At 60.0% G+C, this 16,630-nt stretch carries 17 protein-coding genes; all 17 read right to left on the reverse strand.

The window, feature by feature from the left end; translation table 11 throughout:
• Position 1 precedes the first annotated feature (1 nt).
• The 17 genes from ABTV22_RS22260 to fliL all read right to left on the reverse strand — a co-directional run bounded on the left by ABTV22_RS22260 (position 2) and on the right by fliL (position 16,441).
• The gene (locus ABTV22_RS22260) at positions 2 to 742 is read right to left on the reverse strand and encodes a flagellar motor protein (RefSeq protein WP_433736615.1); all 741 of its coding nucleotides are present in this window, start codon (positions 740 to 742) and stop codon (positions 2 to 4) included.
• Positions 742 to 1,878 carry a protein-glutamate methylesterase/protein-glutamine glutaminase gene (locus ABTV22_RS22265; protein WP_433736616.1) on the reverse strand — a complete coding sequence of 379 codons (1,137 nt, stop codon included), beginning with the start codon at positions 1,876 to 1,878 and terminating at the stop codon, positions 742 to 744. The genes ABTV22_RS22260 and ABTV22_RS22265 overlap by 1 nt, the downstream gene beginning before the upstream one ends.
• A 49-nt stretch (positions 1,879 to 1,927) precedes the next feature.
• Entirely contained in the window at positions 1,928 to 4,207 is a 2,280-nt protein-coding gene (locus ABTV22_RS22270) for a chemotaxis protein CheA (protein ID WP_433736618.1), read from the reverse strand.
• A gap of 80 nt (positions 4,208 to 4,287) precedes the next feature.
• Positions 4,288 to 5,076: a protein phosphatase CheZ gene (locus ABTV22_RS22275; RefSeq protein WP_433736619.1), complete on the reverse strand. Its 789-nt coding sequence runs from the start codon at positions 5,074 to 5,076 to the stop codon at positions 4,288 to 4,290.
• A 19-nt stretch (positions 5,077 to 5,095) separates the two neighbouring features.
• Positions 5,096 to 5,467, reverse strand: a complete 372-nt coding sequence (locus ABTV22_RS22280; protein WP_003183998.1) for a chemotaxis response regulator CheY — start codon at positions 5,465 to 5,467, stop codon at positions 5,096 to 5,098.
• A gap of 166 nt (positions 5,468 to 5,633) precedes the next feature.
• Positions 5,634 to 6,374, reverse strand: coding sequence for an RNA polymerase sigma factor FliA (gene fliA / locus ABTV22_RS22285; RefSeq protein WP_007894214.1), 741 nt, complete (start codon positions 6,372 to 6,374; stop codon positions 5,634 to 5,636).
• Positions 6,371 to 7,201: a flagellar synthesis regulator FleN gene (gene fleN / locus ABTV22_RS22290; RefSeq protein ID WP_008001746.1), complete on the reverse strand. Its 831-nt coding sequence runs from the start codon at positions 7,199 to 7,201 to the stop codon at positions 6,371 to 6,373. The genes fliA and fleN overlap by 4 nt, the downstream gene beginning before the upstream one ends.
• Positions 7,202 to 7,317: 116 nt before the next feature.
• Complete coding sequence (gene flhF, locus ABTV22_RS22295) at positions 7,318 to 8,643, reverse strand: flagellar biosynthesis protein FlhF (RefSeq protein WP_433736620.1); 1,326 nt, start codon at positions 8,641 to 8,643, stop codon at positions 7,318 to 7,320.
• A gap of 11 nt (positions 8,644 to 8,654) precedes the next feature.
• Positions 8,655 to 10,745 (reverse strand): flagellar biosynthesis protein FlhA, encoded by a 2,091-nt coding sequence (flhA, locus tag ABTV22_RS22300; RefSeq protein ID WP_433736621.1) that lies wholly within the window; start codon positions 10,743 to 10,745, stop codon positions 8,655 to 8,657.
• Between the two features lie 295 nt (positions 10,746 to 11,040).
• A complete protein-coding gene (flhB, locus tag ABTV22_RS22305; protein WP_433736622.1) occupies positions 11,041 to 12,180 on the reverse strand; it encodes a flagellar biosynthesis protein FlhB in 1,140 nt (379 codons plus the stop codon).
• A 3-nt stretch (positions 12,181 to 12,183) separates the two neighbouring features.
• Entirely contained in the window at positions 12,184 to 12,969 is a 786-nt protein-coding gene (gene fliR / locus ABTV22_RS22310) for a flagellar biosynthetic protein FliR (RefSeq protein WP_433736623.1), read from the reverse strand.
• A gap of 3 nt (positions 12,970 to 12,972) precedes the next feature.
• Positions 12,973 to 13,242 carry a flagellar biosynthesis protein FliQ gene (fliQ, locus tag ABTV22_RS22315; RefSeq protein ID WP_007938648.1) on the reverse strand — a complete coding sequence of 90 codons (270 nt, stop codon included), beginning with the start codon at positions 13,240 to 13,242 and terminating at the stop codon, positions 12,973 to 12,975.
• Positions 13,239 to 13,997, reverse strand: coding sequence for a flagellar type III secretion system pore protein FliP (gene fliP, locus ABTV22_RS22320; protein ID WP_433736624.1), 759 nt, complete (start codon positions 13,995 to 13,997; stop codon positions 13,239 to 13,241). The genes fliQ and fliP overlap by 4 nt, the downstream gene beginning before the upstream one ends.
• Complete coding sequence (gene fliO / locus ABTV22_RS22325) at positions 13,997 to 14,437, reverse strand: flagellar biosynthetic protein FliO (RefSeq protein WP_433736625.1); 441 nt, start codon at positions 14,435 to 14,437, stop codon at positions 13,997 to 13,999. The genes fliP and fliO overlap by 1 nt, the downstream gene beginning before the upstream one ends.
• Positions 14,438 to 14,896, reverse strand: coding sequence for a flagellar motor switch protein FliN (gene fliN / locus ABTV22_RS22330; protein WP_433736626.1), 459 nt, complete (start codon positions 14,894 to 14,896; stop codon positions 14,438 to 14,440).
• A 66-nt stretch (positions 14,897 to 14,962) separates the two neighbouring features.
• Entirely contained in the window at positions 14,963 to 15,931 is a 969-nt protein-coding gene (gene fliM / locus ABTV22_RS22335) for a flagellar motor switch protein FliM (protein ID WP_110964387.1), read from the reverse strand.
• A 9-nt stretch (positions 15,932 to 15,940) separates the two neighbouring features.
• Positions 15,941 to 16,441 carry a flagellar basal body-associated protein FliL gene (fliL, locus tag ABTV22_RS22340; protein WP_433736627.1) on the reverse strand — a complete coding sequence of 167 codons (501 nt, stop codon included), beginning with the start codon at positions 16,439 to 16,441 and terminating at the stop codon, positions 15,941 to 15,943.
• Between the last annotated feature and the right edge of the window lie 189 nt (positions 16,442 to 16,630).

Raw genomic sequence — 16,630 nt, forward strand, 5'->3', positions numbered from 1 at the left:
ATTACTCCATGAAGCCTTGAAGCTTCAGCTCGATCGAACGAGGGTTTTCACCTTCGGCGATCGACAGGATGCCTTCCAGCAACATTTCGCGATAACGTGACTGACGCATTGCGATGGACTTGAGTTTGGCAGCAATCGGCAGCAGCACCAGGTTGGCACTGGCCACACCGTAGATGGTGGCAACGAAAGCGACGGCGATGCCATTGCCCAGTTGCGACGGATCGCCGAGATTGCCCATGACGTGAATCAGGCCCATCACCGCGCCGATGATGCCGATGGTCGGCGCGTAGCCGCCCATGCTTTCAAAGACCTTGGCCGCCTCGATGTCACGGCTTTCCTGAGTGTAGAAATCCACTTCCAGGATGCTGCGGATGGCTTCGGGTTCGGCGCCGTCGACCAGCAGTTGCAAGCCTTTGCGCGAGTAGCTGTCCGGCTCGGTATCGGCCACGCCTTCCAGGCCGAGCAAGCCTTCCTTGCGCGCGGTCAGGCTCCAGTTGACGACGCGGTCGATACCGCCAGCCAGGTCGACACGGGGCGGAAACAGAATCCATGCCAGTATCTGCATGGCCCGCTTGAACGCGCTCATCGGCGATTGCAGCAAGGCCGCGCCGATGGTCCCGCCGAGTACGATCAACGCCGCCGGGCCATTGGCCAGCGCGCCGAGGTGGCCACCTTCGAGGAAATTGCCGCCGATGATGGCGACGAACGCCATGATGATGCCGATAAGGCTGAGAACGTCCATCAGATGCACGCCTCGACCAGGTGTTTGCCAATGTCGTCCAGGCTGTACACCGCGTCGGCGAGTTCCGCTTTGACGATGGCCATCGGCATGCCGTAGATCACGCAGCTGGCTTCATCCTGGGCCCAGATCGAACTGCCCCCCTGCTTGAGCAGGCGCGCGCCTTCACGACCGTCAGCGCCCATGCCGGTCAATACGACCGCCAGAACTTTGTCACCGTAGGATTTGGCCGCCGAACCGAAAGTGATGTCCACGCAAGGCTTGTAGTTCAAGCGCTCGTCACCTGGCAGGATTTTCACCGCGCCACGGCCGTCGATCATCATTTGCTTGCCACCCGGTGCCAATAACGCCAGACCCGGACGCAGGATGTCGCCATCCTCGGCTTCCTTGACGCTGATACGGCAAAGTTTGTCCAGGCGTTCGGCAAAGGCCTTGGTAAAGGCCGCCGGCATGTGCTGGACCAGCACGATCGGCGCGGGGAAGTTGGCCGGCAACTGGGTCAAGACCCGCTGCAGCGCAACCGGGCCACCGGTAGAAGTACCAATCGCCACCAGTTTGTACGCCTTGCGCTTTGGGGCGGGCGACGACGGAGCGGGGGCATGTGTACGCACCGGGGCCGGGATCGGTGCTGGAGCCGGGCGCACCGGCGCACTGCTGCCGTAGCTGCCGATGCTCGAAGGTGTGGGGGCCGGAGCAGGAGCGACCGCGGGAGCCGGCGCACTGTAGGCGCTGACCCGGCGATTGCTGCGCGAAATGCTGAGAATCTTCTCGCACAGCAATTGCTTGACCTTCTCGGGATTGCGCGAGATGTCTTCGAAATTTTTCGGCAGAAAGTCCACCGCGCCGGCGTCCAGTGCATCGAGGGTTACCCGGGCGCCTTCGTGGGTCAGCGAGGAGAACATCAAGACCGGGGTCGGGCAGCGCTGCATGATGTGCCGCACCGCCGTGATGCCGTCCATCATTGGCATCTCGTAGTCCATGGTGATCACGTCCGGCTTGAGCGCCAGCGCCTGATCAATCGCCTCTTTTCCGTTGGTCGCCGTCCCGACGACCTGGATATTCGAATCCGCTGAAAGAATTTCCGAGACGCGGCGGCGGAAAAACCCCGAATCGTCCACCACCAGGACTTTGACTGCCATAAACACTCCGTTAGATGGAGCCAGGCCCAGTCGCCCCGCTCCACCAGAATCAAATACGCCGTGCGGCGTAACGCTTGAGCATGCTCGGAACATCGAGAATCAGCGCAATGCGACCGTCACCGGTGATGGTGGCGCCCGACATGCCCGGGGTTCCCTGGAGCATTTTGCCCAATGGCTTGATGACCACTTCTTCCTGGCCCACCAACTGATCGACAACGAAGCCGATCCGCTGGGTGCCCACCGAAAGGATCACCACATGGCCTTCGCGCTGCTCTTCGTGAGCAGCGGAGCTGACCAGCCAGCGCTTGAGGTAGAACAATGGCAGTGCCTTGTCCCGCACGATCACCACTTCCTGGCCATCCACCACGTTGGTGGTCGACAGGTCGAGGTGGAAGATCTCGTTGACGTTCACCAGCGGGAACGCGAACGCCTGGTTGCCGAGCATGACCATCAGCGTCGGCATGATCGCCAGGGTCAACGGCACCTTGATGACGATCTTCGATCCCTGGCCTTTGGCCGAGTAGATGTTGATCGAGCCGTTGAGCTGGGAAATCTTGGTTTTCACCACGTCCATGCCCACGCCGCGACCCGACACATCGGAGATCTCGGTCTTGGTCGAGAAACCCGGGGCGAAAATCAGGTTGTAGCACTCGGTGTCGCTCAGACGATCGGCCGCATCCTTGTCCATCACACCGCGTTTCACCGCAATGGAGCGCAGGACGTTAGGGTCCATCCCTTTGCCGTCATCGGAGATCGACAACAGGATGTGATCACCTTCCTGCTCTGCGGCCAGGATCACCTTGCCGCTGCGGGCCTTGCCCGAGTCTTCGCGCTCTTGTGGCGATTCGATACCGTGGTCGACCGCGTTGCGCACCAAGTGGACCAACGGATCGGCCAGGGCCTCGACGAGGTTCTTGTCGAGGTCGGTGTCTTCGCCGACCAGTTCCAGGTTGATCTCTTTCTTGAGCTGGCGAGCCAGGTCACGAACCAGACGCGGGAAGCGGCCGAAAACTTTCTTGATCGGTTGCATCCGGGTCTTCATGACCGCGGTCTGCAGGTCGGCCGTGACCACGTCGAGGTTCGACACGGCCTTGGACATGGCTTCGTCGCCGCTGTTAAGGCCCAGGCGGACCAGACGGTTACGTACCAACACCAACTCGCCGACCATGTTCATGATCTCGTCGAGACGCGCGGTATCGACCCGCACAGTGGTCTCGGCTTCGCTGACCGGTTTTTCCACAGGTGCAGAAACCGGGGCACGGGTCGGAGCGGGTGCAGCTGCGGCGGCTGGAGCTGGAGTTTCGGCCTTTGGTTCCGGTGCCTTGGCCGCAGGTGCAGGCGTGGCAGCCTTGGCCACAGGGGCGGCAAGCGGGGTGCTGGCGCCGTTAGCCGTTGCAACGCCTGTTGCCGATGCCTTTGCAGCACCGACGTCGGTGAACTTGCCTTTACCGTGCAGTTCGTCGAGCAGCGATTCGAATTCGTGATCGGTGATCAGGTCGCTACCGGCCGCGGCAGCCGGCGCGGCCGGGGTTGCCGAGGCAATGGCCGACTCCAGCGCTTCCACGGCAAAGTTACCCTTGCCGTGCAACTGGTCGAGCAACGCTTCGAATTCGTCGTCGGTAATATCGGCGCTATCGCTCTCGGCTTTCGGCGCTTCAGGTGCGGCGGGCGTCTGGGCCAACGCATCGACGGCGAATTGGCCTTTACCGTGCAATTGATCGAGCAGAGACTCGAACTCGGCATCTGTGATTTCATCACTGGCTGCGTCATCGCTGACCGGAGCCTGTGCAGCCGCCGGTGCCTCAGCCTGGGCCTTGACGGCGTTCAGCGAGTCCAGCAGTTGTTCGAATTCATTGTCGGTGATGTCACCCGATTCACTTTCAGCAACCGGCTCTTCAACCACTTCGGCGACCGGGGCGGGTGCGGCTTCGTCAGCCGTTTGCGGCTCGGCCAAACGGGCCAGGGCCGCGAGCAGTTCAGGTGTGGCAGCGGTGATCGGGCTGCGCTCGCGGACTTCGCTGAACATGCTGTTCACCGCGTCCAGTGCTTCGAGAACCACGTCCATCAGTTCCGAGTCGACGCGACGCTCACCCTTGCGCAGGATGTCGAACACGTTCTCGGCGATGTGACAGCACTCCACCAGCTCGTTGAGCTGGAGGAAGCCGGCGCCCCCTTTTACAGTGTGAAAACCGCGAAAAATTGCATTGAGCAAGTCCGCATCATCCGGCCGGCTTTCCAGCTCGACCAGTTGCTCGGACAGTTGCTCTAGAATCTCGCCGGCCTCAACCAGGAAATCCTGAAGGATCTCTTCATCGGCGCCGAAGCTCATTAAGGGTGTGCTCCTAACAGGTTTAAAAACCCAAAAAACCTAAAATTCCAAAATGCTGAAAATTCTAGAAAGCTAAAACTCTAAAATCCTAGGCTGGATAACAAGTCGTCCACATCATCCTGACCGGATACAACGTCTTCTCTTTTATCGGCATGAATCTGCGGACCTTCACCCTGAGAGAGATGTTTTTGTGGATCTTTTTCGGCAAGCATCGCCGCACGGTCATGCTCGATACCCGCAAAGCGGTCTACCTGGCTGGCCATGAGCACGAGCTTGAGCAGGTTGCTTTCAACTTCGGTGACCAATTGGGTCACGCGCTTGATCACTTGACCTGTGAGGTCCTGATAATCCTGGGCCAGCAAGATGTCGTTGAGGTTGCCCGACACCGTGCGGCCGTCTTCGGCGCTGCGCGCCAGGAAACCGTCAACCCGCCGGGCCAGCTCGCGAAACTCCTCAGCCCCGACTTCGCGGCGCATGAAGCGTCCCCAGTCGGTGCTCAGGGCCTGAGCCTCATCGCTCAGGCGGCTGACCAGCGGCGTGGCGTTTTCCACCAGGTCCATGGTGCGGTTGGCGGCGGCCTCAGTCAGCGTCACAACATACCCCAGACGCTCGGTGGCATCGGTGATCTGTGACACTTCCTCGGCTTGTGGCATGTGCGGGTCAATCTGGAAATTGACAATCGCGCTATGCAGCTCGCGGGTGAGCTTGCCCACTTCCTGATACAGGCCGCGGTCACGGGTCTGATTGAGCTCATGGATCAATTGCACAGCATCGCCAAACCTGCCCTTTTCAAGGCTTGCGACCAGTTCGACGGCGTGTTTTTTCAGGGTGGATTCAAAATCGCCCTGCGAAGATTCGTTATGCCCCATAGCTCCCCCGTGGCGCAGTTCAACCGATGCGTTCGAAAATCTTTTCGATTTTTTCTTTCAACGCCTGGGCCGTGAAGGGTTTGACCACATAACCGTTTACACCGGCCTGGGCCGCTTCGATGATCTGCTCGCGCTTGGCTTCGGCGGTCACCATCAGCACTGGCAAGTGCTTGAGCTTTTCATCGGCACGCACGTGGCGCAGCAGATCGATACCGGTCATGCCAGGCATGTTCCAGTCCGTCACCAGAAAGTCGATGCTCCCGCTGTTGAGGACCGGAATGGCGGTGGTGCCATCGTCGGCCTCGACCGTGTTGGTGAACCCAAGGTCACGCAACAGGTTTTTTATGATCCGCCGCATCGTTGAGAAGTCATCAACGATGAGGATTTTCATGTTCTTGTCCAATTCGACCTCCAAGCAGACTAAAACGCGCCCAGCACCTGGACGCGCCATTTCAATCAATTTGGCAAAGCACTCGATGACTGTGCGAGGTACAGCGGATCGCGACCGGCAAGGCTCATCACCCCACCAGCCACATCGCAGTGTCCCCACACTGCCTTCAGCGCGCTCGCCACTCTCCCAAACGCCCCCGCAAACGGGCCGCGCACTGGCTGTGTAACTGGCTGACCCGAGATTCGCTGACCCCCAGGACCTCGCCGATTTCCTTGAGATTCAACTCTTCGTCGTAGTACAGCGCCAACACCAGTCGCTCGCGCTCCGGCAAATTGGCAATCGCGTCCGCCAGCGCCGCCTGGAAGCGTTCATCCTCCAGATCGCGTGACGGTTCGAGATGAGCACTGGCACCATCCTCATGCAGCCCTTCGTGTTCGCCGTCCTGCAACAGATCGTCGAAACTGAATAACCGGCTGCCCAGGGTGTCGTTCAAAATCCCGTAGTAATCGTCGAGACTCAATTGGAGTTCGGCCGCAACCTCATGATCTTTAGCGTCACGGCCGGTTTTAGCTTCAATCGAGCGAATGGCGTCACTGACCATCCGGGTATTGCGGTGGACCGAACGTGGCGCCCAGTCCCCCTTGCGCACTTCATCGAGCATCGCGCCGCGGATGCGAATGCCCGCGTAGGTCTCGAAACTCGCACCTTTGCTGGCATCGTATTTGGTGGAGACTTCCAGCAGGCCGATCATCCCGGCCTGGATCAGGTCTTCGACCTGGACGCTGGCCGGCAGACGCGCCAGTAAGTGATAGGCAATGCGTTTGACCAGTGGCGCGTAACGCTCGATCAGCTCGTACTGCGCGTCACGCGCCGACTTCTTGTAGAGGTTGTAGCCGCTGGCCGTCATAGCACAGGTCCCGCCGTTTGTTGCACAAGGCGCTCGACAAAAAATTCCAGGTGCCCGCGCGGGTTGGCGGGCAGTGGCCAAGTGTCGACCTTCTGTGCGATCGCCTTGAACGCCAGCGAGCATTTGGAGCGCGGAAAGGCTTCGTAGACGGCGCGCTGCTTCTGCACGGCCTTGCGCACGCTTTCGTCGTACGGCACGGCACCGACGTATTGCAGGGCAACGTCGAGGAAGCGATCGGTGACCTTGGTCAACTTGGCGAACAGGTTGCGACCTTCCTGTGGGCTTTGTGCCATGTTGGCCAGGACGCGGAAGCGATTCATGCCGTAATCGCGGTTCAGCAGTTTGATCAATGCGTAGGCGTCGGTGATCGAGGTGGGCTCATCGCACACCACCAGCAACACTTCCTGCGCCGCGCGCACGAAACTGACTACCGAGTCACCAATGCCCGCAGCGGTGTCGATCACCAGTACGTCGAGGTTGTCGCCGATGTCGCTGAATGCCTGGATCAGGCCGGCGTGTTGCGCCGGGCTCAGATGGACCATGCTCTGGGTGCCGGATGCAGCCGGAACGATGCGGATGCCGCCAGGGCCCTGCAACAGGACGTCGCGCAATTCACAGCGGCCTTCGATCACGTCGGCCAGGGTTCGTTTGGGTGTCAGGCCCAGCAAAACGTCGACGTTCGCCAACCCCAGGTCGGCGTCGAGCAACATGACGCGCCGGCCAAGCTCAGCCAAAGCCAGGGACAAGTTCACTGACACGTTAGTTTTCCCGACGCCACCTTTGCCGCCGGTCACCGCGATCACCTGTACGGGATGCATGCTGCCCATGTTATTTCATTACCTTGTCTTGCATAGACGGAGGCCACATTACTGGCTGCGCGTTCGCAAACGGAACAATGCATGGCAGACCATCGATGTAGGTACAAAAACGATTCATTATTACCTCAACCTACCTGCTTGGTGGGGCTGTGGTAGATGTCAGCGAACATGTCGGCCATGGCTTCATCGCTGGGCTCTTCCTGCATTTGCACGCTGACGGCGCGACTGACCAGTTGATGACGACGCGGCAGATGCAAATCATCCGGAATCCGCGGGCCGTCGGTCAGGTACGCCACCGGCAATTCATGGCCGATGGCCAGGCTCAATACTTCGCCCAGGCTTGCCGTCTCATCCAGTTTAGTCAGGATGCAGCCAGCCAGGCCGCAACGCTTGTAACTGTGATAAGCGGCGGTTAGAACCTGTTTCTGGCTGGTGGTTGCCAGGACCAGGTAATTTTTTGATTTGATGCCACGTCCGGCCAGGCTTTCAAGCTGCATGCGCAACGCCGGATCGCTGGCCTGAAGGCCCGCGGTATCGACCAGCACTACACGCTTGCGCAGCAGTGGATCCAGCGCCTGCACCAGCGATTGCCCCGGATCGACGTGGGTCACCGACACGTTGAGAATCCGACCGAGGGTCTTGAGTTGTTCCTGGGCACCAATACGGTAGCTGTCCATGCTCACCAGCGCGATGTTTTGCGCGCCGTATTTCAACACGTAGCGCGCCGCCAGCTTGGCCAGGGTGGTGGTTTTGCCCATGCCGGCAGGGCCGACCATGGCAATCACACCGCCCTCTTCCAGTGGTTCGAGTTCCGGCGTAACGATCATCCGCGCCAAGTGGGCCAGCAACATGCGCCAAGCCTGACGGGGCTCTTCAATTTCGGTAGTCAGCGCCAGCAGATCTCGCGACAACGGGCCAGACAGACCGATGCGCTGCAGGCGACGCCACAGGTTTGCCTGGTCCGGACGGCGGCCTTGCAGCTGATTCCAGGCCAGGGAACCCAGTTGCACTTCGAGCAATTCACGCAGGCCGTTGAGCTCGAAACGCATCGAGTCGAACACACGCTGGTCGATGGCAGGCGCAGCGGCAGGCGCTGGCGCAGGGCGATGCGGTTCGGTGTAGGTCGGCTCGATCAGCGGCTCGGCAGCAGTCAGCGGCAGGCCGGCGAACAATTGGCGATTGGTCGCATTGTCGCTCTCGCCTTCGCTGCGCAGGCTCAATTCGGCCTGGGCGGTGACGATCCGCGACTGGGTCTTGCGCAGCTCGTCTTCGAGCTCCATGTTCGGAACACGCGGAGCCAGCGCCGACAGCTTGTAATCCAGGGCAGCCGTCAGCTCGACACCACCGGCGATCCGGCGGTTGCCAATGATGGCGGCATCGGCGCCCAGCTCATCACGAACCAGTTTCATGGCCTGACGCATATCGGCGGCGAAAAAACGCTTAACTTGCATAACCCACTACCTCAGCCGTTGGGCCCTACTGTCGCAACGATGGTCACTTGCTTGTTGTCAGGGATTTCCTGGTAAGCCAACACGTGCAAACCCGGTACTGCCAGTCGGCCAAACCGCGAGAGCATCGCGCGAACCGGACCGGCCACCAGCAGAATCACCGGTTGACCTTGCATCTCCTGACGCTGCGCCGCTTCGATCAACGAACGTTGCAGTTTCTCGGCCATGCTTGGCTCCAGCAGAACGCCCTCTTCCGAGCCTTGTCCTGCCTTCTGCAGACTATTGAGCAATATTTGTTCCAACCTTGGCTCCAGCGTGATAACTGGCAGCTCCGAGTCAGTCCCTACAATGCTTTGCACGATGGCGCGGGATACACCGACGCGCACCGCGGCCACCAAGGCGGCGGTATCTTGACTCTTGGAAGCGTTGTTCGCGATGGCCTCGGCAATGCTGCGGATGTCGCGTACTGGAACTTGTTCGGCCAACAACGCTTGCAGCACCTTGAGCAACTGCGACAGCGACAGCACACCCGGCACCAGTTCTTCGGCGAGCTTCGGCGAGTTTTTCGCCAGCAGTTGCATCAGCTGCTGCACTTCTTCGTGACCGATCAGTTCGCTGGAGTGCTTGTACAGAATCTGGTTCAAGTGGGTCGCCACCACCGTGCTGGCGTCCACAACGGTGTAGCCAAGCGATTGCGCCTGGGCGCGCTGGCTGATTTCGATCCACACCGCCTCCAGGCCGAAAGCCGGATCTTTGGCGGTGATGCCGTTGAGCGTGCCGTACACCTGCCCTGGGTTGATCGCCAGCTCGCGGTCCGGGTAAATCTCCGCTTCGGCCAAGATCACCCCCATCAGGGTCAGGCGATAGGCGCTCGGCGCCAAGTCGAGGTTGTCGCGGATGTGCACGGTCGGCATCAGGAAGCCCAAGTCCTGGGACAGCTTCTTGCGCACGCCCTTGATCCGAGCAAGCAATTGACCGCCCTGGTTACGGTCCACCAGCGGAATCAAGCGATAGCCCACTTCCAGGCCGATCATGTCGATCGGCGTCACGTCATCCCAGCCCAGCTCCTTGGTTTCCTGAGCGCGGGCCGGCGATGGCAGCAGCTCCTGCTGGCGCTTGACCTCTTGCAGCGCCTGGACCTTGGCAACGTTCTGTTTCTTCCAGAACAGATAAGCACCGCCAGCCGCCAGGGCCGCCATGCTCAAAAAGGAAAAGTGCGGCATGCCTGGCACCAAGCCCATCACTGCCATCAAGCCAGCCGACACGGCCAGGGCCTTGGGCGAGGCGAACATCTGGCGATTGATCTGCTTGCCCATGTCTTCCGAACCAGAGGCACGGGTTACCATGATGGCGGCGGCTGTAGATAACAACAGTGATGGCAATTGCGCCACCAAACCGTCACCGATGGTCAGCAATGCGTAAACCTTACCGGCATCGGCGAAGCTCATGTTGTGCTGGAAAATACCGACCGCCATGCCGCCGATCAGGTTGATGAACAGAATCAGCAGGCCGGCGATAGCGTCACCGCGCACGAACTTACTGGCACCGTCCATGGAACCGTAGAACTCGGCTTCCTGAGCGACTTCCGCACGGCGGGCCTTGGCTTGGTTTTGATCGATCAGACCGGCATTGAGGTCGGCGTCGATCGCCATTTGCTTGCCGGGCATCGCATCGAGGGTGAAACGCGCGCTCACCTCGGAAATCCGCCCGGCACCCTTGGTCACCACAACGAAGTTGATGATCATCAGGATCGCGAACACCACGATACCGACCACGTAGTTACCGCCAATCACCACTTCACCGAAGGCCTGGATCACCTTACCGGCGGCGGCGTGACCGTCCTGGCCATGGAGCATCACCACCCGTGTCGACGCCACGTTCAGCGCAAGGCGCAACAGCGTCGCTACCAGCAGGATGGTCGGGAACACCGCAAAATCCAGCGGCCTCAAGGCATACACGCAGACCAGCAGCACGACAATCGACAGCGCGATGTTGAAGGTGAAAAACACGTCCAGCAGAAACGGCGGGACCGGCAACATCATCATCGCCAGCATGACCAGCAGCAACAGCGGCACGCCCAGATTGCCTCGGCTGAGGTCTGCCATGTGCGTGCGTGTCGTGTTGAGTAACTGAGAGCGATCCACCGGTAATCCCCGTGTTTTCAAAGCAAACTTTTGACGCCAGAAGCGGGCGCAGCGGGGCTACTGCAAGAAGCTTTCCAACTTTTGCGAGGGGTTGAAATAGAGGGGGTTAGAGAAGGATTTGCGTTGTCTGGACCGGCCTCATCGCGGGCAAGCCCGCTCCCACAGTGATCGAGGTTGTCCGCTGACTTTGTGATCGACAAAAAACCTGTGGGAGCGGGCAAGCCCGCGAAAGGGCCAGAACTGCCCACTCAAAAAATCAGGAATCGCGCCGCAGATCCGGCGGAATTGGCAAATCATCTTTCAACGGATCCGGCCGCTTGCCCTTGCCCGCCTTGTACTGGCGAATCTGATAGACATACGCCAGCACCTGCGCGACCGCCAAATACAACCCGCCCGGAATTTCCTGTTCCAGCTCCGTGGAGTAGTAAATCGACCTCGCCAACGCCGGCGATTCGAGCAGCAGAATTTCGTTAGCCGCCGCAATTTCACGGATTTTCAGAGCGAGGAAGTCGCTGCCCTTGGCGATGAGCATCGGCGCGCCGCTCTTGTCGGGGTCGTACTTGAGGGCCACGGCGTAGTGGGTCGGGTTGGTGATGACCACGTCGGCCTCGGGCACCGCCGCCATCATCCGCCGCTGGGAAATTTCGCGCTGGACCTGACGGATCCGTTGTTTGACCTCCGGTCGACCTTCCTGGTCCTTGTGCTCGTCGCGCACTTCCTGTTTGGTCATTTTCAATTTCTGGATGCTTTCCCAGATCTGAATCGGCACGTCGACGGCAGCGATGATGATCAGGCCACAGGCCATCCACAGGGTGCTCCAACCGACCACTTGCAGGCTGTGGATGATGGCTCGATCCATCGGCTCATGGGCAATGCGCAGGAGGTCGTCGATGTCCGACATCAGCACCACCAGGGCCACGAACAGGATGATGAAGAATTTCGCCAGGGCCTTGAGCAACTCCGCCACGGACTTGGCCGAAAACATGCGTTTGATGCCCGCGCCGGGGTTCATGCGGCTGAACTTGGGCGCCATGGTGCCGGCGGAGAACAACCAGCCACCGAGGGAAATCGGGCCGATCAGCGCGGCCAGCAACAAGGTGATCATTACCGGCTGAATCGCCAGCAAAGCGATTTTCCCGGAGTGCAGCAGAAAGATGCCCATCGAGCGCTGGTCGAGCACCACGTCCCGGGACAGGGAAAAATTCAGACGCATCAGTTCCATCAGTTCCTGAGCCAGGGCTCCACCGAATATCAGCAGCGCACCGGCACCGGCGAGCATGATCGCCAGGGTATTGAGCTCCTTGGATCGCGCAATCTCGCCCTTCTCCCGGGCGTCCTTTTTCTTTTTCTCCGTGGGGTCTTCTGTTTTGTCCTGACCGCTTTCACTCTCAGCCATGACTCAGTGCGCCTTTGCCAGTTCGCGTAAAAACTGCAACGCCTCGGAGGCCAGCGGTTGATACTGATTGAGAATGTCCGCCAGCCCGACCCACATGATGAACATCCCGAGCACCAGGGTCAGCGGGAAGCCGATGGAGAAAATATTCAGTTGCGGCGCCGCGCGTGTCATCACGCCAAACGCAATGTTGACCACCAACAGCGCAGTGATCGCCGGCAACACCAGCATCAACGCTGCGCCCAACACCCAGCCGAGCTTGCCGGCCAGCTCCCAGAAGTGATTGACCATCAAGGCGTTGCCCACCGGCAGCGTGGTGAAGCTCTCGGCCAGCACTTCGAACACCACCAGATGACCGTTCATGGCCAGGAACATCAGCGTCACCAGCATGGTGAAGAACTGCCCGATCACTGCCGCCGACACGCCATTGGTAGGGTCGACCATCGAGGCGAAGCCCATGCCCATTTGAATAGAAATGATTTGCCCCGCTACCACGAACGCCTGAAAAAACAGTTGCAGGGAGAAACCCAGGATCGCGCCGACGAGGATCTGCTCGGCAATCAGCAGCAGCCCACTCAAGTCCAACGCATTGACCGGCGGCATGGGGGGTAGGTTGGGGGCGATGGCCACCGTGATAGCCAAGGCGAAATACAGGCGAATGCGTTTGGGGACCAGGGTTGTGCCGAACACCGGCATGACCATCAGCAAGGCGCCGACGCGAAACAGCGGCAGCATGAAGCTCGCTACCCAAGTGCTGATCTGGGTATCCGTCAGCTGGAGTAGCGACGACATGGCTTAGCCGATGACCTGCGGAATGCTGTGGTACAGCTGCAGGATGTACTCCATGAACGTCTGCACCAGCCACGGGCCGGCCACGATCAGGGTCACCAGCATCACCAGCAGACGCGGCAAGAAGCTCAAGGTCTGTTCGTTGATCTGGGTCGCGGCCTGGAACATCGCCACCAACAGGCCGACCAGCAGACTCGGGATCACCAGTACCGCAACCATCATGGTGGTCAGCCACAGGGCTTCGCGGAAGATGTCGACGGCGACTTCAGGGGTCATGGCGATACACCGCCGAAACTGCTGGCCAGGGTGCCGATGATGAGCGCCCAGCCATCGACCAGCACGAACAGCATGATTTTGAATGGCAGGGAAATGATCAACGGCGACAGCATCATCATCCCCATCGCCATCAGCACACTGGCCACCACCAGGTCGATGATCAGGAACGGAATGAAGATCATGAAGCCGATCTGGAACGCGGTCTTAAGCTCCGAAGTCACGAACGCCGGCACCAGAATGGTCAGCGGCGCCTGATCCGGCGAGGCAATGTCGGTGCGCTTGGACAGGCGCATGAACAGCTCCAGATCGCTGGTGCGGGTCTGGGCGAGCATGAAGTCCTTGATCGGCACCTGGGCCTTGGCCACTGCGTCTTGAGCGGTCATCTTTTCCGCCAGATACGGTTGCAAGGCATCCTGGTTAACCCGGTCGAACACCGGGGCCATGATGAACATTGTGAGAAACAGCGCCATGCCCGTGAGGATCTGGTTCGATGGGGTCTGCTGCAGGCCCAGGGCCTGACGCAGGATCGAGAAGACGATGATGATCCGGGTGAAACTGGTCATCAGCATGACGAACGCCGGGATGAAACTCAGCGCGGTCATGATCAGCAGGATTTGCAGGCTGACCGAATATTCCTGGGCACCCTGGGCATTGGTACCCAGAGTGATCGCCGGGATCGATAACGGATCGGCGGCGAACGCCAGCGGCGTGGCCAGCATCAGGGCCAGCGTCAAGACGATGCGAAACGCACCCATTACTTCTTATCCTTCTGATCCTTGCCGAGCATCTTCAACAGCTGCTGGGCAAACTCCGGAGTCGCTTTCTCGGCGGTGGTTGGCACTTCAACCGGCTCTTTGAGCACATGCAACGCGGTGATCGTGCCAGGGCTCAGACCCAGCAGAATCTGTTCGTTGCCGACCTGCACCAGCATCAGGCGGTCGCGCGGGCCGAGGGCGCGGGAACCGATCAGCTCGATCACCTGCCCCTTGCCGGCGGGACCTGCCTGCTGCACCCGTCGCAACAGCCAGGCGAGGAAGAAGATCAGCCCGAGTACCAGCAACAAACCCAGCACCAATTGCGTCAGTTGCCCAGCCACACCGCTGCTGGCTACCGGTGCCCCGGCGGTCGTCGCAACAGGCTCGGCCGCCAGCACACAGAACGGTAGCGCCAACAGGCTCCAAAGAAGCTTTTTCACTCAGCGCAACTTCTTGATGCGTTCGCTTGGGCTGATCACGTCGGTCAGGCGGATGCCGAACTTCTCGTTGACCACCACCACCTCGCCATGGGCGATCAGCGTACCGTTGACCAGCACGTCCAGCGGCTCACCGGCCAGGCGATCGAGCTCGATCACCGAACCCTGGTTGAGTTGCAGCAGGTTGCGGATGTTGATGTCGGTGCTGCCCACTTCCATGGAAATCGACACTGGGATATCGAGGATCACATCCAGGTTCGGGCCTTCCAGGCTGACGGGTTCATTGTTTCTCGGCTGGCTGCCGAATTCTTCCATGGGCACCCGGTTCGAACCCGAAATACCCGCATCGGCGGCCAGCAGCGCGTCGATGTCGGCCTGTCCGCCATCGCCGGATTCTTCCAAGGCCGCAGCCCACTCATCCGCCAGCGCCTGGTCGTCCTGGTTATTCATATCGTTAGCCATCAATTTGTCCTCGGCGAGCAACCGCTCGATCAGAAGCAGTCATTTCAAATAGGGTTGGAACGCCGGTCAGCGGCGCTCAATCGGCTCGATCACTTGCAACGCGAGGTTGCCTTTGTGCGAGCCCATCTTGACCTTGAAGGCCGGCACGCCGTTGGCGCGCATGATCATGTCTTCCGGCATTTCCACCGGGATGATGTCCCCCGGCTGCATGTGCAGGATGTCGCGCAATTTCAACTGGCGACGGGCGACGGTCGCGCCAATCGGCACGTCGACATCCATGACGTCCTGGCGCAGGGCATTGACCCAGCGCTCGTCCTGGTCGTCGAGGTCGGACTGGAAACCGGCGTCGAGCATTTCGCGCACCGGTTCGATCATCGAGTAAGGCATGGTCACGTGCAGGTCGCCGCCACCGCCATCGAGTTCGATGTGGAAGGTCGACACCACAATGGCTTCGCTTGGGCCGACGATGTTGGCCATGGCCGGGTTCACTTCCGAGTTGATGTACTCGAAGTTCACTTCCATGATCGCCTGCCAGGCTTCTTTCAAGTCGATGAAGGCCTGCTCCAGCACCATGCGCACCACGCGCAGTTCGGTGGGAGTGAATTCGCGCCCTTCGATCTTCGCGTGACGGCCGTCGCCGCCGAAGAAGTTGTCCACCAGCTTGAACACCAGCTTGGCGTCGAGAATGAACAGCGCGGTGCCGCGCAGCGGCTTGATCTTGACCAGGTTGAGACTGGTCGGCACGTACAGCGAGTGCACGTACTCACCGAACTTCATCACCTGCACGCCGCCGACCGCCACGTCCGCCGAACGGCGCAGCATGTTGAACATACTGATGCGTGTGTAACGGGCGAAACGCTCGTTGATCATCTCCAGGGTCGGCATGCGTCCGCGGACGATGCGGTCCTGGCTGGTCAGGTCGTAGCTTTTGACGCTGCCCGGTTCGGCAACGGTATCGGTCTGTACCAGACCATCGTCCACGCCATGCAACAGCGCGTCGATCTCGTCCTGGGACAGCAGGTCTTGCACGGCCATGTCGTGTTCCTACTGCAGTACAAAATTAGTGAAAAGCAACTGTTCGACGACCACTTTGCCGAGCTCTTTCTGCGCCACTTCCTGGACGCTGGCCGTGGCTTTCTGACGCAACATTTCCTGGCCAACCGGCGACGCGAGGGTGGCGAAGTCCTGCCCGGAGAAGAGCATGACCAGGTTATTGCGGATGACCGGCATGTGAATTTTGAGCGCATCCAGATCGGCCTGGTTGCGCCCGAGCATGGTGATGCTCACCTGCATGTAGCGCTGACGGCCGTTCTGGTTGTAGTTGGCGACAAACGCCGGCGCCATCGACTCGAAAATCGCCGGTTGCTTGCCCAGCGGCGCCACTTCGGCGGCCGGGGCAGGCTTGCTCTGAGCGCTGTGCATGAAGTACCAGGTCGCCCCCACGGACAATCCGATCGCCAGCAGCAGGGCCACTACGATCAGGATAATCAGCTTGAGTTTGCCTTTGGTTGCGGGGTCTTTTACTGCTGCGTCGCTCTTCGCCATGCCAATAATCCGTCACTATTCGGGGTTTCACAGTCGCACGGATAGGCAAGAGCAAGTGTTATGCCAGAAGTGTTGGGAGGGAGATGGGCGGGGATCAACCGTAGGAGCGAGGCTTGCCCGCGAAAAACGATAATGCGGTCCATCAGTAAAACCACGTTATCGTTTTTCGCGGGTAAGCCTCGCTCCTAC

Origin of the sequence: Pseudomonas putida, assembly GCF_050990305.1 — a bacterium.
In the GTDB taxonomy this organism is placed as follows: domain Bacteria; phylum Pseudomonadota; class Gammaproteobacteria; order Pseudomonadales; family Pseudomonadaceae; genus Aquipseudomonas; species Aquipseudomonas putida_AH.

Bases quoted from the DNA above. Each gene is read 5' to 3' on its own strand.
- ABTV22_RS22260 (WP_433736615.1), bottom strand. From the start codon at position 742: ATGGACGTTCTCAGCCTTATCGGCATCATCATGGCGTTCGTCGCCATC.
- ABTV22_RS22265 (WP_433736616.1), bottom strand. From the start codon at position 1,878: ATGGCAGTCAAAGTCCTGGTGGTGGACGATTCGGGGTTTTTCCGCCGC.
- ABTV22_RS22270 (WP_433736618.1), bottom strand. From the start codon at position 4,207: ATGAGCTTCGGCGCCGATGAAGAGATCCTTCAGGATTTCCTGGTTGAG.
- ABTV22_RS22275 (WP_433736619.1), bottom strand. From the start codon at position 5,076: ATGGGGCATAACGAATCTTCGCAGGGCGATTTTGAATCCACCCTGAAA.
- ABTV22_RS22280 (WP_003183998.1), bottom strand. From the start codon at position 5,467: ATGAAAATCCTCATCGTTGATGACTTCTCAACGATGCGGCGGATCATA.
- fliA (WP_007894214.1), bottom strand. From the start codon at position 6,374: ATGACGGCCAGCGGCTACAACCTCTACAAGAAGTCGGCGCGTGACGCG.
- fleN (WP_008001746.1), bottom strand. From the start codon at position 7,201: ATGGGCAGCATGCATCCCGTACAGGTGATCGCGGTGACCGGCGGCAAA.
- flhF (WP_433736620.1), bottom strand. From the start codon at position 8,643: ATGCAAGTTAAGCGTTTTTTCGCCGCCGATATGCGTCAGGCCATGAAA.
- flhA (WP_433736621.1), bottom strand. From the start codon at position 10,745: ATGGCAGACCTCAGCCGAGGCAATCTGGGCGTGCCGCTGTTGCTGCTG.
- flhB (WP_433736622.1), bottom strand. From the start codon at position 12,180: ATGGCTGAGAGTGAAAGCGGTCAGGACAAAACAGAAGACCCCACGGAG.
- fliR (WP_433736623.1), bottom strand. From the start codon at position 12,969: ATGTCGTCGCTACTCCAGCTGACGGATACCCAGATCAGCACTTGGGTA.
- fliQ (WP_007938648.1), bottom strand. From the start codon at position 13,242: ATGACCCCTGAAGTCGCCGTCGACATCTTCCGCGAAGCCCTGTGGCTG.
- fliP (WP_433736624.1), bottom strand. From the start codon at position 13,997: ATGGGTGCGTTTCGCATCGTCTTGACGCTGGCCCTGATGCTGGCCACG.
- fliN (WP_433736626.1), bottom strand. From the start codon at position 14,896: ATGGCTAACGATATGAATAACCAGGACGACCAGGCGCTGGCGGATGAG.
- fliM (WP_110964387.1), bottom strand. From the start codon at position 15,931: ATGGCCGTGCAAGACCTGCTGTCCCAGGACGAGATCGACGCGCTGTTG.
- fliL (WP_433736627.1), bottom strand. From the start codon at position 16,441: ATGGCGAAGAGCGACGCAGCAGTAAAAGACCCCGCAACCAAAGGCAAA.